The organism is Planctomycetota bacterium (assembly GCA_018242585.1).
Lineage (GTDB): Bacteria > Planctomycetota > Planctomycetia > Pirellulales > PNKZ01 > JAFEBQ01.
Genome location: JAFEBQ010000020.1, coordinates 41537 through 56033, shown reverse-complemented (window position 1 = coordinate 56033; position 14497 = coordinate 41537). Strand labels below are relative to the sequence as shown.

The window sequence follows — 14497 nt, the reverse complement described above, 5'->3', positions numbered from 1 at the left end:
GGCCGCCCATTGAAAAACAATATCGGGTGAAGCTCAAGTCAGCAGGCTTGAGCATGCGAAGCGTGTACCGATATGCTCAAGGCTTAAAGCCTTGAGCATGGCACCCGATGCGCATGGTGAGTCGATACCTGCGTCGGCGATCTGGCCCTACTTGCTTGCCTGGGCTTGGGCCGGGGCGGGCGGAGCGAGGGTGCGAATCGACTGGCCGTTGTCGGCGTTCCAGACGCGGATCGTGCTGTCCTGGCCGCCGGCGATGATTGTCTTGCCGTCGCCGGTCGCCAGCACCGCGTACATGAAATCGCTCGCGCCGGCGAAAGCCCGCACGTCACCGCCGTCGTTCACGCGCTTGATCTTGACCGAGGCGTCCCCCGAGCAAGCCAGCACCTGGTTCCCGTCGGGCAGGAACGTCACGCCGGTCACTTCCTTGGTAAAGCCGGCGATCGTCCGCTTCTGTTCGCCGCTGGCCACGTCCCACAGCTTGATCACGCTGTCGGCGCCGCTGCTGGCCAAGAGCTTGCTGTCCGGCGACCAACTGACTCCCAGCACGTGATGGGTGTGCCCTTCGTAGCTGCGAACGTGTTTGCCGTCGGCCACGTTATGCACCTTCAGGAACTTGTCGGCCGCGCCGCTGGCAATGCGCGAGCCGTCCGGCGAGAAGCGAATGCTCAGCACCGTGTCGCTGTGCGCGTCGTTCAGTGTGCGGACCAGCTTGCCATCGGCCGGATTCCAAAGCTTCAACTCCCCGCCGCGCGAAGGGACGCCGCTGCCGGTCGCCAGCAGCTTGCCGTCCGGCGCGAAATCGAGTGCCGTCACCCGATCGGCCAATTGACCCGCGCCAATCGTCCGGACGAACGACCATTGGGGCAACGTATTCCAGACAATCGCGGCCGGCCCGTCGGCAGCCGAGACCAATTGCCGCGCACCGGTGTACGCCAGTGCCACGCCGGCCGCTTTGTGGCCGGTGTAGGTCTCGAGCGGCACGCCGGTCTCGGCGCTCCAAGTGGTAATCAGCCCGTTGGCGTCAACCAGGGCCAACTCGGTCGAGTCGGGTGAAAACGCGGCGGCCTTCAACGGCTTTTCCGCCTCGGTCGCGGCCTTCTTGGCGGCCGCCAGTTCGCCGTCGCGCTTTTTGACCAGTTCCTCAGCCACGGCGATCGCCTTCTTGGCCGCTTCGACTTCTCTCTCGGCTTGCTTTTTGCCTTCTTGCGCCAAGGTCACGGCCCGATCGGCCGCCCGCTTGCTGGTCTCGGCGGCGGTCTTGGCGTCGGTGGCTTTCTTCGTCGCCTCAGTGGCTTTCTTTACTACGTCGGGCGCGGACTTGGCTTTCTGTTGAGCGGTGGCCAGCGTCTTGTCCGCCGCGGTCTTCGCTTCTTTCGACTTCTTCAAGGCCGCTTCAGCGTCGGTCAATTCGGCTTTGGCCTTGGTGGCCGCTTCAGCCAGTTCCTTGTTCTCGGCCTCTTTCTTAGCGGTCGCCGCGGCATCGTCCGACTTCTTCTTGGCGGCGGGAACCTTGGCCTCCCCTTGCTTGATCTGCTCGTTCACCTTGGCCAGTTCCGCCTCGGCGGCCTTCTGGGCCTTGTCGGCTTCGGCGGCGGCGGCTTCGGCAGCCTTCAAATCGTCGGCCGTTTTCTTGGCGGCGGCGGTTTTGTCGGCCAGTTCCTTCTCGGCCTTCTTCACATTCTCGGCAACCTTCTTGATCGCTTCGTTCTCGGCGGTCAGGCCCTTTTCGGCTTCGGCCAGGCCGTTCTTCTCGGTGGTCACCAGATTGCGGGCCACGTTCAGCGCACGCTCGCGCTGGGCCACGTCGACCAGCCGCCGCGGATCGCCGCGAACCTCGAACAACATCTTGCCATCGGCCGCGTTCCAGAGCTTGGCCGATTGGGCCGAAACGCTGGCCCAGCGCTGGCCGTCGCCGCGCACGGCGATGGCGACGATCGCCTGGCCGTGTTCCACCTGCCGGAGCGACTTGGCCGGCTTGACGTCCCAGAAGATCACCTGCCCTTTTTCGTTCCCCGACCAAAGTTTGCCGGCATGCGCGCCCGAGACAGCGAGCGCCGTGACCGGCGCGTTGTGCCCCTTGAGCTGCGCGACCTTTTGCTTGTCGGCCGGCGCGGTGGGGTTCCAGATTTGCACTTCGTTCGACCCGCCGGCGGAGGCAACCTCGCCGGTGGGCAACAGGGCGACGGCCACGACCGGCGCGTCGGCTTCGAGCTTCCAGGTCTCTTTGCCTTCGGCGATGTTCCATCTGCGGAGGGTTTTGTCGGCCGAACCGGTGACCAGCGTCGCGCCGTCGGCCGAGAATTGCAGCGCCGTGATCGGGCCGGCGTGACCCTTGAGCGTGGCCTTGGGAGCGGCGGCCCCGCGCTCGTAGACCAGTGCCGTCCCGTCGACGGTCCCCGCGGCCCAGCGTGCGCCGTCGGCCGTAGTGGCGAGCGCGCGGAGGTTGGCGCTGGCGGTGACCGTGGCGTCGCGCACGTTGGCCGGCCGCTTCCAGAGCTTCACGTTCTGAAAGCCACCCGTCGCCAGCAGCGTGCCATCGGGGCTGAAAGCCAGCGACTGGACCAGGTCCAAATCAGCGACCCCCGGTTGCTTGTAGATGCCTGATTTGACCAGGTCCGGATCGGTGAGTCGGCCGACTTCACGACCGGTCGCGAGTTGATAGACGAACACCTGGTTCGCGCGGTTACAGGCCACGAACTCGCCATCGGGCGAAAGGGCCAGCGCGTAAATCGGATTGACACTCGCCGGCAGTGGCTGCCATTGAATCTTCTCACCGGCGCTCGACACGGTCCCCTTGGCGCCCCCGTCGATCCAGAGCTTGAGCAGACCCAGCTCCTCGGGCGTGAGCGCTTTGGCGCCGGCTTTGTTCTCGGCCGGTGGCATGATCCCGTCGCCGCCGCCACGGGCGCGAACCAACAACAAGCTGGCGTCCCCCTTGCCGGCCACGGCCGACGGCCCGCCGTCGCCACCCTTCAAAATCGCTTGCGGCGTCTCGAGCGACAGCGAGTTCTCAGCCGTCGTGGCGTTGTGACAAGCCAGACAGTTCCGCTTCAGAATGGGCAGCACTTCGCGCTCGAAGTCCACCGGCCCGTCGTGCTTGACGGCGGCCACCGGCAGCAGCTTGGGCTCGTCAGCGGCGTGCGCCAGTTGGCTTGTCAAAGCCAGCGCGGTGACCGACAGGACCAACGCGCGAATCAGGCCCGATAGGACAAAGCGAGCGGACATCATCAGTTTCTCGGCGGGATGAAAATGGCGGGATGCACGGACAGGCGGACTATTCGACGCGCACGGTCAGCGCCGCGTCGACATTCACAGTTTGATTGCTCCACTTGGGCTTCGCACGCAAGATCACGCGGAATTCCCCCGGCTTGGCGTCGGCCGCGGCGGCAATCTTCACATTGGCTTTCGGGGCTTTTTCCAGGGCCGGGGCCGTCACGGTCAGCCCTTTATGATCGGCGGGCAAGACGACCTCGACCGGCAGCTTGTCGCCAAAGTTCGACAGCCGCGTGACAATCAGTGTCGCCTCGACGCTCTCGCCGCGCTTGACGGTCACCGTCGCCGCGGCCAGCGACAACTCGACCGGCGTGGGACGAACCTGCAGGACCAACGGGCTCGAGGGCATGATCGCGCTGACTTCTTTCGGCGCGCTGGCCTTCGTGGCATCGGCCACTTGCTTGGCCAGTGCATCGCGCGCCTCGGTCGCGCGCTTGGCGTGGGCCGCGGCATCAATGGCCGCTTTCTCGGCGGCGGCGCGAGCCTTTTCCAGATCGGCCGCTTTGGCCTTCAGCTCAGCCGCTTTCTCGGCCGGCGCTTTGTCAGCTTCGGCCTTGGCTTTCGCCGCTGCTTGCGTGGCGGCCTGCTTGGCTTGTTCCCCTTTTTTGGCCGCGTCGCTGGCGTCGGTCACGAGCTTGTCCGCCTGCTTGCGCGCGGTTTCGAGCTGCGCCGCTCCCAGGTCGCGCTTGTATTGGTACTTGGCCTGGCCGACGAGATAAATCGCCAACTCCTCGGTCGGCGCGGTCGGCAATAGCTCGATCGACAGCTTGCCATCGGTCGCCCCGGCCGCGATCGTCGCCGGTTGTGACTTGAACGAAGCCGTTGGCCCGATGCCCGCGACGGTGATCGCTTCTTTGTAGCCTTCGCGGCGGGTGACCTTGATCGGCAGTTCGACCTTCATGCCGCGCGCTTGCCGAGCGGCGGCCGACACATCCCCCCATTGCACGGTGAATGGAGATGTTTCTTCGATCACCGACAAGGGCAGATCGCTGGTCAGCCGCGCGGTCGAATTACGCCGGGCGCCGATCTTGTTGCGGATCGGCTCGTTGGGCCACGTGACGGTGCCATAGCGGGCCGTGTGAATGAACTTGGCGTCGTTCGCCGCCGTACCGATCACTTGGATGTTCGCCGTCGCGACTTCCGCCGAGTCGTCGGCCAACAGGACGACGGGTGCGATCGACTGGCTGGGACCGACGGTCACGCTGGGCGCGCGAACCCCTTTGGGCAAGCCGGTGAACGACAGGACGAGCGGCTTGTCGAAGCCGTCGGCCCGCAGCACCAGGACGTCAAGCCGCGCCGACCCGCCGCGTCGCAGCACCAGGCCCAGCGGCTCGGACGGATTGCCCAACTGATTGGGCACCTTGTTGCCAGCTTGGGCCGCAGGCAAGCGAGTGGAGACGGCGACCAGGCGAAAATCAGGCTTCGCTTCGCGAATCTGCAACTGGTAAATGCGCGGCACGTCGACCAGTCCTTCGACCAGGTCGCGCACCAGCACACGGTACGTCCCGTCATCGGGCGCGGTGAAGCGGTATTCGCAATCGCTCGACCCGGTGGTGAACTCGTTGGTCCCCACGCCGGCGTCGTCGTCAACCTCGGCCAGGTCGGAAACCTGTTCGACCCCCTTGGCGTCTTTGGTCACGCGTTGCACGACCAGTTGCGGATCGGTCGACTGCCCCAGTCGCTGTGAAAAGACGGCGACCGTCAGGGCTTGCCCTTTCTTGGCGGTGAACTGGTACCAGTCCCCTGTCCCGCGGGCGTCGAAGCGGCCGACGACTTCGCACGGCGCGGTGACGGTCTGGGCCTGGACGCTCGTCGAGTTCGGCTCGCTTTCGACGATCACCGGCGCGTTGCTGGCGCCAAGAAGTGGATGATTCAATGTCGTTAGTGGGGCGGCGGCGTGAAACGGAAACACGTCGATGGTCGCCTGGTTCGCGCCGAGCAGCGGGGCGACATTGGCCGAAATCGTTTCATTCAGCGTCGGGAACGCCACTTGGGTCGTCGTGCGATCAAGCGGTCGACGCGCCAATCGCCAGGCCTCGTCGGGCTTCGACCCAGGCAGGTTCCGACCCACCAGTGCCACTTCGCTGGTAGCGCCACTTTTGCCCACCGGCGGCCAGACCTGGACGACCACTGGTCCGGTACGAGCCGTGAGCCGGTAGAAAAACTCGGGCCCGCCCCGATAGGTCAGGTCATGTACGCCGACGGTGTAGCGTCCTTTGGCCGGCGCTTCAAAGTCGACCACGGCGTCGCTGCGTCCGGTGGCGCGAGGATTGTGGGCGATTTCGAGTCCGCTGGGGTCGAACACGGCGACGCTGGCGTCGATTTTCGAGTCGATTTGTGCGCCCGAAACTTCGACGATCGCACGCGCACCGGCGTCGAGATCGAAGCTGAAGAAATCAATCGCCGCCGCCTCGGCCGTGGCGTTGACCGTGGTGTTGACGGCAATGTTTAGGGCCGTGGTCAGGGTGCGATGCTCGCCCGACTCGGCAATCTCGAGCAAGCCGTCGACAACGAACGCGCGAGGATTGCTCGCCCCCAAGGGGCCGACCGTGCGGACCTCGTACACGCCCGGCGGCACCTTGGCGCCGACGGCGACGCGGAAGCGACCGGTGGGACGCGGCGCGAGGCCCTCGACTGCCGGCGGGTCCATGATTTGCGTGGCTTTGATGTCGGCGTGCGAGAACAACAGCCGATCGACGCGTTCCAGGTTTTCGCCCGCCGTCGTGCGCAGTTCGACCTCGGCCCCTTGTCGCGCGCCGACCGGTGTTACCGCATAGAGCTTCGATTGCGGCAGCGTGGCTTGCTGCGATTGCGCAGTTGTCGTGGTGGTCAGCATGGCCAACACCGCGAGCCATGACCAGCGCGACGGGTGCGCATGCCGACGAACGTAGCTGGGCTGTGGAGTCATAGCTCAAAGTGGGGTGCGTGAAGCGCCGGCGCGACGACGGCAAACCGCGTCGCGCAAGCGATCGAGGGCGGGATCAGTGGTTGAACAAGAACTCTTTGGTGTTCACCAACGCCCAGAGGATATCCTCGTAGGCTTGCTGCTGGTTCGAGTGCTTGCCCAGGTAGGCGGCGGCCACGTCCAACTCTTGTTGCGACGGAGCACGCGAGTAAACGGTCATGTAGATTTCGTTGACCTTCTGCGGCACGGGGCGACCGGTGTCCTTGGCCAGCAGGGCCGCGCGACCCGAGCCGGCGGTCAGCTTGCCCTGCACGTCGGCCGAGTTTAGCAGGTGCAAGCTCTGGGCCAGGTTGGCGTCGCCAGTCCGTTCGCACTCGCAGGCGCTGGTCATTTCGGGCCGGCCGAACACCGTGAGGAAGTACGAGTTCACGCCCGAGTCGGGCAACTGCACCGCGCGCGTCCCGGCGGGCAGGCCATTGAACCCGGTCGTCGCCGCGGCCGTGGTGTCGAGCGCGTCGAGCAACACTTCGGCCGCCAGGCGCTTCGGATAATAGCGAGAAAAGTTCTGCTTGTCGTCGGCGTTATACTGGTTGGGCTCGGCGCTCAACTGGTACGTCGTCGACGTGCAAATCGTGCGGATCAATTGCTTCAGATTGAAGCCGCTGTCGACAAAACCGCGGCTCAGCGCAGCCATCAACTCGGGGTTGGACGGCGGATTGGTGACTCGCATGTCATCTTCCGGCTCGACGAGGCCGCGCCCCAGGAAGTGCTTCCAGTAGCGGTTCACCAGCGCCGGCGCGAAGAACTCGTTGCTGGGGTCGGCCATCCAGTCGACCAGCGCCTGGCGCGGGTCGCGCTCGTTGGGCAGTTCCAGCGGCTTGGCGCCAAGGCCGGTCGGCTTCAGTTGCTCGCCGGTCTTGGGATTGGCCATCGACGGCGCGCCGCGACGATGGAAAATAATCTGATCGTCGAGTTCCACGCCTGGCTTCTTGCCCACGCGCGAGAAGAACGCGCCGTAGCTGTAGTAATCGCGCTGGCTCCATTTCTCGAACGGGTGATGGTGGCAGCGGGCGCACTGAATGCGCAGGCCCAAGAACAACTGGGCGCTGTCTTCGATCTGTTGCTCGACTTCGTTGACTTCGCGGAACCAGGCGACCGGCGGGTTGGCCCCCATTTCGCCCGACGCGGCCAGCACGCCGCGCACGAATTGATCGTACGGCACGTTGTCGGCCAGCGCGTCGCGGATCCATTCATGGAAGCCATAGGTGCCGCGGATATAGCCGGGCTGCCGACGGCGATTGCGGAGGATGGCGTTCCATTTGTTGGCGAAATAGTCCGCGTAGTCGCTGCTGGCTAACAACCGATCGACCAGTTGATCGCGTTTGTTCGCGTCTTTGCTGGCAATGAACTGCTCGGTTTCTTGCACCGAGGGCAAGCGGCCGGCGATGTCGACCGTGGCTCGGCGGATGAACGTGCCGTCGTCACAGACGGGCGACGGGGGCATGCCCAGGGTCTTTAACTGCTTAAACACCAACTCGTCGACCACATTCTTAGTCGGCGGCAGTTTGTCGACCTTCACGCCCAACGGCACGGTGGCGCGGAACACGGCCACGGCCCCCTGGTAGCGAGCCATTACCGAGGCGTTGCCGGCCAGCTTGCCGATCTGCACCAATCCGGTGGCCGATGCTTCGGCCAGGTCGTTGTCATTTGACTCGTACTTGACCAGCCGGGTTACGTCTTCGATCGAGCCGTCGCTGTAATGGGCCAGCGCGACAAGTTGCTGGCGACTGCGCCGTGGCAGGGAAAGCTGTTCGGGAAAGACGGAGATTCGCGTGACCGTGGGAGGATTGGCGGGGCCAAACGCGGCACCTTGCGCGATCCAGCGGCGCATCAAGCGATATTCGGGCGAGTCCAGGTCCATCCGCTGACCGCCGCCGTGGGGCGCGGCGTTCACTGCCTTCAACAGCAGCAAGCTCCGATCGGCCGCGGCGGGGAACAGCCGGCGGCCGCGCCCTTCTTTGACCAAGTGCTCAAAGTCCTCGGCGGGTTCGAAACCCAACAGCGACAAGCGAAAGCCGTTTTGCCCGCCGCTCTTGCCGTGGCAGCCGCCCCCGTTGCAACCGAGCTTGGTGAACATGGGGACGATCTGATTCGGAAAGCTGATCGCCGAGTCGGCGGCGAAGTTTTCGACCACCAACTCGGTTTTGGCTGAAAGGTTGCCCAACGTGGTGGTCACCGTCACGGCTCCCTGGGCCGTGGGAGTGGCCAAACCGGTGGCATCGATGGCGACAACAGCAGGCGCCGAGGTGATGAACTTAACCGTGGCCGTCACGTCGTGTTTCTGTCCGGCGGCGTCGGTGGCGGTGGCCAGCAATTGCTGGCGCGCGTCTCGGCCATTGAGCCGAGTTGGCCCTTTGGGCCAGCCGGTCTCCAAGCTCAGCGCGACCATTGCCGGCTTGGCCGCTGAGTCACTCGGAGTGTTGGCGGCATCGGCCGCGCGAACCAGCGACGGAAGAATCGCGACTCCCACCAGCAACCAAGCGACGTTCGATCGCGACAGGCGAGACATCAAACAGAACCGATCCATGGATTCAACGCTCCCAGGAGAAGGGATGCTCAATGCAAAGGCGGGCAGTGACTTAGGTGGGATCACAGGCAGCCTCATAATTATCAATGGACCGCCCGCGAAATGCAATCAGATTGGCGTTCCAACATTCAGTGCGCGAACGGAGAAACGTCGCAGAAGTGCGACAAACTGTCGTGAAAAATTAACATTTGAAGGCGAACAAAAAAAATTGAAAAAACACGCGAAGGCACGTCGAAGCAAGAACCACTGACGCGCCACGAACTTCCACCAGTTGAGTGCCCACGGTCAGCGTTACGATTGCAATGGGTTGCCTTGCCGCTGATTGGAACACGGGCAATACTTACCCTGGAGAGGGGATTGGTCATCACACGATAACCTTCCCAGGGCCGCGACAGAACGGCGCAAGCCGGTTGTGGTTTGTTGAAGCTCTCGTAATCGCATCACGGCCATTGGAGTTGGCGCACTACACTTGTCATGCGTCTGGCGCGCATGCAAACGTCCGGGAATCGATTTCCATGCGATGCTTGAATTGTTTAGCTGTTGACGAGGCTTCCCCCCGCCGTCCTCGTGGTGGCGAGTGGGTGTGGCTCCCCTTGGCCATGCCGTGCAAATGCCGGCGTTGCTTGCGGGATTTCTATTATCCCACGCTGCTTTATTTGATCGTGCGTGGCATTCGCAAGCTGATTCCGCCAATGAGCGGACTCTGGTAGTCAGCCTGCCCGTGGTGACTGGCGCTTGTCGCGATTCTGCGGGTTGCAAGGACTTGAACTTCGCGCGGGCGCGTGATCTTGATGATCGCTGGCCGCCCGCGGACCATCGCCCAGGTCGCGTGTGAGATAGGCTTTCATCAGTCGCGCTGTGCGACTTAATGAACCACGCGAGTGAGAACGCCATGTCCGAATCCAAGCTACCGCGCCGCCGCGATTCCGATCGAACCTGGCTCGGCAAGCTGCTGGGGCGTCGTCAATCGAACCCCATCGAGCGCGTCCGCCGCGCGTTGCACGAGCTAACTGCGAGTAACGCCAGCCAGCCGTTGCGGTTTCGCGCTGGTGACGATTGCACTGGCGTTGATGTCGAGTTCAACGCGCTGGCCGAGCATGTCGAACGACTGGGGTGCGAGCGCGATCGAGCGCTGGAACAAGCGGCACGGCAAGCGGGCAAGTCGTGGACCTATGCCCAACCAGCGTCGCGCATTCCCGAGAACAACGACGCTTCAGCAGCCAGTGCCCAGTTTGTAGCGGGGGGGCCGTCGACCTTCTAGGTGGCCGACGCGCGGCGCGCCAGCAGCGCGCAAAAGGGTGGATTTCCGCGAGATAAACCGCGTTTCCCGCCGACTCGGGTTTTCAATTTGGCCCGGTCAACGCATAATTCTTGGGCTGCTGCAGCGCTAGGCCAAAGATCAAAGGTCGAGCGTTTCCCATGCAGCCGAGATCAAACTCACCGCACGTTAAGACTGCCAACGAATGTCCGCGTCCGGGCTCAATCAACACGTCATCGCCGCCAAGCAGCAACTGGCCGAAGGCCGGGCCAAATTGCTCGCCCGGCATCAGCGCGGTTCGCCGGGCATTCAAGTCTGTCGCGCGTTGACCGAATTGTTCGATCGCATTGTGCTCGGGCTGTTCGAGGCGGCGTTGGTCGAAATCGGCGATGCCGAACCCGACGGGCTGCGCAAGCACGTCGTCCTGGTGCCGCACGGCGGGTATGGACGCGGCGACGTGGCACCGTTTTCGGACGTCGACTTAATGATCCTGCACGATCGCGAAGTGAGCAATCGCGTCGCGCCCTTGGCCGAGCGGATGGTCCGCAACGTGTTCGACATGGGGCTGACGCTGGGACAAAGTGTGCGAACCGTTGACCAGGCATGCAAGCTGGCCAGCGCCGACGCCACGATCTGCACCTCGCTGGTCGAGTCGCGGTTTCTGACTGGCAGCGAGGAATTGTTCCAGCGGTTCACGCGCAGCTTTGGCAAGCGCATTCATCGTCGCGCCGGCCCGATCATGGCGGCGGTCGAAAAAGCCCGGGCCGAGGAGCGACACCAATACGGCGAGACGGTTTACCTGTTGGAGCCGAACCTGAAGCGTTCGCCGGGGGGCCTGCGCGACATTCAACTGATCCGCTGGATCGGCTTTGCCCGTCATGGCGTGGCCGACCTGGATGGTTTGCGGTTGTCCGGCGCGCTGTCGAGCGAGGACTTCACGGCGCTGGTGCGCGCGCATGAATTCTTGTTGCATGTCCGGAACGAGATGCACTTTCACGCGGGCCGCTCGAACGACGTGATGGACCGCGCCGAGCAAATGCGATTGGCCGAAGTGTTTGGCCATCAAGGCACCGTGGGGATGCTGCCGGTCGAGCATTTCATGCGCGAATACTTTCGCATGACGAACCAGGTCAGCAACATCGCCGGACGGTTCGTGATTGGCGCGCGGCGGAAGGCCTGGTGGGGGCCGCTGTTCAGCGCGCTGTTGGGGCATCAGTTCGAGCGCGATTTCCGCGTCGAGCCACACCAGATCGCCGCCAACCGCCACGGTCTGGTCAAGATCAAGAGCGATCTGGTCGAAATCCTGCGCTTGGCTGATCTGTCGAACTTGTACAACAAGCCGATCGCGCACGACACCGGCGAAGCCATTCGCGCCGCCGTACCCACGTTGTCGCGCGATGTATCGCCCCAGGCGGCCGAGCGATTCCTGTCGCTGTTGAACCAGCCTGCGCGGTTGGGGAACATTCTCCGCGAGTTGCACGAGTGGGGCGTGCTCGAGATTCTGATTCCGGCCTTCAATCACGCCCGTAGCCTGCTGCAATTCAACGTCTACCACAAGTTTACGGTCGATGAACACTGCTTGCGCGCGGTGGCTTTGTGTACTAGTTTTCGTGCCGATTCAGGACCGCTCGGCGCGGTCTATCGGCACATCAAGCGGAAGTGGATCCTGCACTTGGCACTGCTGATTCATGACCTGGGGAAAGGCTATCCGGAAGATCACAGCGAGGTCGGCTTGCGAATCGCCGAAGAAGTCGCCCAACGGCTGGGCATTGCCGCGGCCGACGGCGACTTGCTGAAGTTTCTGGTACACAAGCACCTGGTGATGTCCCACCTGGCGTTTCGCCGCGACACGAGTGACAACGATCTGGTGGTCAAGTTCGCCGTCGATGTCGGCTCGCCCGAGTTGATGGAGATGTTGTACGTGCTGACGGCGGCCGACACGGGCGCGGTCGGGCCGGGGGTGTTGAATGCCTGGAAGATCGAAGTTCTGACCGATTTGTTCCACCGGACAATGCAGCACCTGGGGGGCGAGGATCCCACGCGCGAGGTCGAGTTCCGCCTCGAGCGCGGACGTTCTGAGGTGCTGACTCTGTTGGAAAGCGATGAAGACGCCCCTTGGTATCGAGCCCAGGTCGACGCCTTGCCGAGCGCCTATTTGAACGTCACGCCCGCGAAGCAAATCGCGGCCGATCTCCGCTCGTTGCGTCACCTGGGGCCGCAAGACGCCATCGTTCGCGGCGTTTATCAGCCCGAGACCGGCACGATCGAGTTTTCGGTCGGCACGAACGAGGGCATTACGCCCGGCTTGTTTCATAAGATCACCGGCGCGCTGACCAGCCAGGGAATGCGGATTCTCTCGGCGGAAATCAACACGCTGGCCGATGGTCTGGTGCTCGACCGCTTTCACGTCCAGGATCCCGACTTTGCCGGTCCGCCTCCGCAAGATCGACTCGACGAAGTGAGCCGGGCGATGATCGCGGCGCTGCGCAACAACGACGGGCGCACGCCGGTTTTCCGGCGAATGTGGCAGCCAGCCGAGAAGCCTGGACGCGACGGGTTGTCGCCGCTCCCCACTCAGGTCATGATCGACAACGCCACCAGCGACCGGTACACGATTCTCGATATCTTCGCCGCCGACCGGATGGGCTTGCTCTATACGATCACTCGCACGCTGTTCGAGTTGGGGCTAAGCGTGTCGGTGGCCAAGATCGGTACGTACCTCGACCAGGTCGTCGACGTGTTCTACGTGACCGAACACGGCGGGCGCCAAGTCAGCGACCAGCGTCGCATCGACGATGTGCGCCAGACGCTCCTCTCGGCGATCAACGAGTTCGAGTTGCAGGAAGCGTCCCGCGACCGCGCGTGGTGAGCGACGCTCCAGTGGAGTCCGACTCGCGACTGCGCCGCAAAACGCCACGAAGTGGGTAGCCCAGGTTGCTTGCAACCTGGGCGGGCGATAGCCCGCAAGAAACCTCGGGCGACACGTGGTCAGCCAAGCTGGCTTGCCAAATAGGGAAAGCGGCGCTCGTGGTTTCTTGTTGCTGCGCAACCCCGGTTGCAGGGCAACCGGGGCTACCCAATTGACACTCTCTGCGAGTTACTTAACCCAGGCGGGTTCCCAGCCGCGGCGATAGGGCTTGCTCAACAGGGCGTTGGCCTCGGCCGAGTTGGCGAACTTCATCTCCTCGCTGTTCCAGCGCAGGTCACTGCCCGCCAGTCGCACGGCAATCGTGCCGAGCAGCACCGTTTCGGTTAGCGGACCCGAGTAGCCAAAGTTCGAGCCGGTCGAGCCCTCGCCACGGCAGGCGTCAGCCCAGCCGACATAGTGATCGATCGCGGGCACTTTTTCCGGGGGCTGGCTGGCGAACTTTTCTTCCGGGAACAATTTCGGTTCCTTGACGTGCGGAATCACCAAACTTCCCTCGGTGCCGACCACCACCGAGCCGGCGCCAGGCAGTTTGTAGTCGCTGGGAATGCCCAGTCCGCTGGGCTCGGGCATGTGCCCTTCGCCGTCGTACCAGGTGACGCGAACCGAATCGCCGGCGGTGTATTTGGTGCGTGGGAACTCGAACCAAACCGTCGAGCGGTTGTTCCAGACTTCCTGATTCATGGTCGGCGCCTCGGCGCGAATCATCGTCGGTCCCGTCAGCCCGACGGCCATGAAGACCGGATCCAAAATGTGACAGCCGAAGTCACCGAGTTGCCCGGTGCCAAACGCCTGCCAGGCGCGCCAATTGAACGGATGATAGATTTCCGCCTTGTAGGGCCGCTCAGCCGTTACGCCCAGCCACTCGTCCCAATGAACCGTTTCGGGAATCGGGTCGCTGCCGGCCGGGCGATTGTCGGTCAATATCCAGCGCATCTTGCCGCTTTGCCAGGAGTGGACTTCGCGGACCTTGCCAATCAGACCGTCATGCACCCACTTGACCGCGGTGCGATAGGCTTCGTGCGATTGAATCTGGTTCCCCATTTGCGTCACCACGCGATTGCGCTCGGCGGCGCGGCGCATTTGTCGGGCTTCGAACACCGTGTGGGTCAGCGGTTTTTGGCAGTAGACATGCTTGCCGAGGGCCATGGCCGCCAATGAAATCGGCGCGTGCATGTGATCGGGGGTCGAAACGATCACGGCGTCAAAGTCGTTGGCCTTGTCCAGCAGCTTGCGCCAATCGACAAAGCGGGCCGCGTCGGGGTATTTCTCGGCCGCGCGCCCCATGAAGTTCTTCGAGTCGTCAATGTCGCACAGCGCGACCACGCGAACCGCCTTGCTGGCCGCCACGCTGGTCAGGTCCGACCAACCCTTGCCGCCGACGCCGACCGACGCCACACGCAACGAATCGCTAGCCCCCAACGCCCGCGACCAGGCGGGCCGCGCCACGGTCAAGGCGGCGGCGCTGGCCGCGGCGGTCGAAAGAAAGTGACGGCGCGAGACTTGAGTGCGTGACATGGGCGGGAACTCCGATCGAGCGAGTGGCGG

The 14497-nt window shown here is 63.7% G+C and carries 6 protein-coding genes; 2 read left to right on the top strand and 4 right to left on the bottom strand.

Annotation, left to right across the window (positions count from 1 at the left end):
- Positions 1–147: 147 nt before the first annotated feature.
- The 3 genes from JSS27_10700 to JSS27_10690 form a co-directional block, all read right to left on the bottom strand.
- Positions 148–3225 carry a hypothetical protein gene (locus JSS27_10700; protein MBS0209415.1) on the bottom strand — a complete coding sequence of 1026 codons (3078 nt, stop codon included), beginning with the start codon at positions 3223–3225 and terminating at the stop codon, positions 148–150.
- Positions 3226–3274: 49 nt separating this feature from the next.
- A complete protein-coding gene (locus JSS27_10695; protein MBS0209414.1) occupies positions 3275–6181 on the bottom strand; it encodes a PPC domain-containing protein in 2907 nt (968 codons plus the stop codon).
- A 73-nt stretch (positions 6182–6254) separates the two neighbouring features.
- Positions 6255–8747 carry a DUF1549 domain-containing protein gene (locus tag JSS27_10690; GenBank protein ID MBS0209413.1) on the bottom strand — a complete coding sequence of 831 codons (2493 nt, stop codon included), beginning with the start codon at positions 8745–8747 and terminating at the stop codon, positions 6255–6257.
- Between the two features lie 910 nt (positions 8748–9657).
- Here JSS27_10690 and JSS27_10685 point away from each other — a divergent pair.
- Together JSS27_10685 and glnD are read left to right on the top strand one after the other, a co-directional pair.
- Positions 9658–10026, top strand: a complete 369-nt coding sequence (locus JSS27_10685) for a hypothetical protein (protein MBS0209412.1) — start codon at positions 9658–9660, stop codon at positions 10024–10026.
- A gap of 202 nt (positions 10027–10228) precedes the next feature.
- Positions 10229–12892, top strand: a complete 2664-nt coding sequence (gene glnD / locus JSS27_10680) for a [protein-PII] uridylyltransferase (protein ID MBS0209411.1) — start codon at positions 10229–10231, stop codon at positions 12890–12892.
- Positions 12893–13120: 228 nt separating this feature from the next.
- Here the strand turns inward: glnD and JSS27_10675 are convergent, their stop codons facing one another.
- Positions 13121–14467, bottom strand: a complete 1347-nt coding sequence (locus JSS27_10675; protein ID MBS0209410.1) for a Gfo/Idh/MocA family oxidoreductase — start codon at positions 14465–14467, stop codon at positions 13121–13123.
- Between the last annotated feature and the right edge of the window lie 30 nt (positions 14468–14497).